The 305-nt window shown below is 61.0% G+C and carries 1 rRNA gene; it reads right to left on the reverse strand.

Annotation, left to right across the window (positions count from 1 at the left end):
• Positions 1–305 (reverse strand): 16S ribosomal RNA (locus tag UK12_RS35150); the annotation flags it as partial.

Genomic DNA, 305 nt, shown 5'->3' on the forward strand with positions numbered 1-305 from the left:
ATCCGACGCGACAGGCCGCCTACGAGCTCTTTACGCCCAATAATTCCGGACAACGCTCGCACCCTACGTATTACCGCGGCTGCTGGCACGTAGTTAGCCGGTGCTTCTTCTGCAGGTACCGTCACTTGCGCTTCTTCCCTGCTGAAAGAGGTTTACAACCCGAAGGCCGTCATCCCTCACGCGGCGTCGCTGCATCAGGCTTTCGCCCATTGTGCAATATTCCCCACTGCTGCCTCCCGTAGGAGTCTGGGCCGTGTCTCAGTCCCAGTGTGGCCGGTCGCCCTCTCAGGCCGGCTACCCGTCGT

It is taken from the genome of Saccharothrix sp. ST-888 (assembly GCF_000955975.1).
Classification (GTDB): Bacteria; Actinomycetota; Actinomycetes; order Streptomycetales; family Streptomycetaceae; genus Kitasatospora.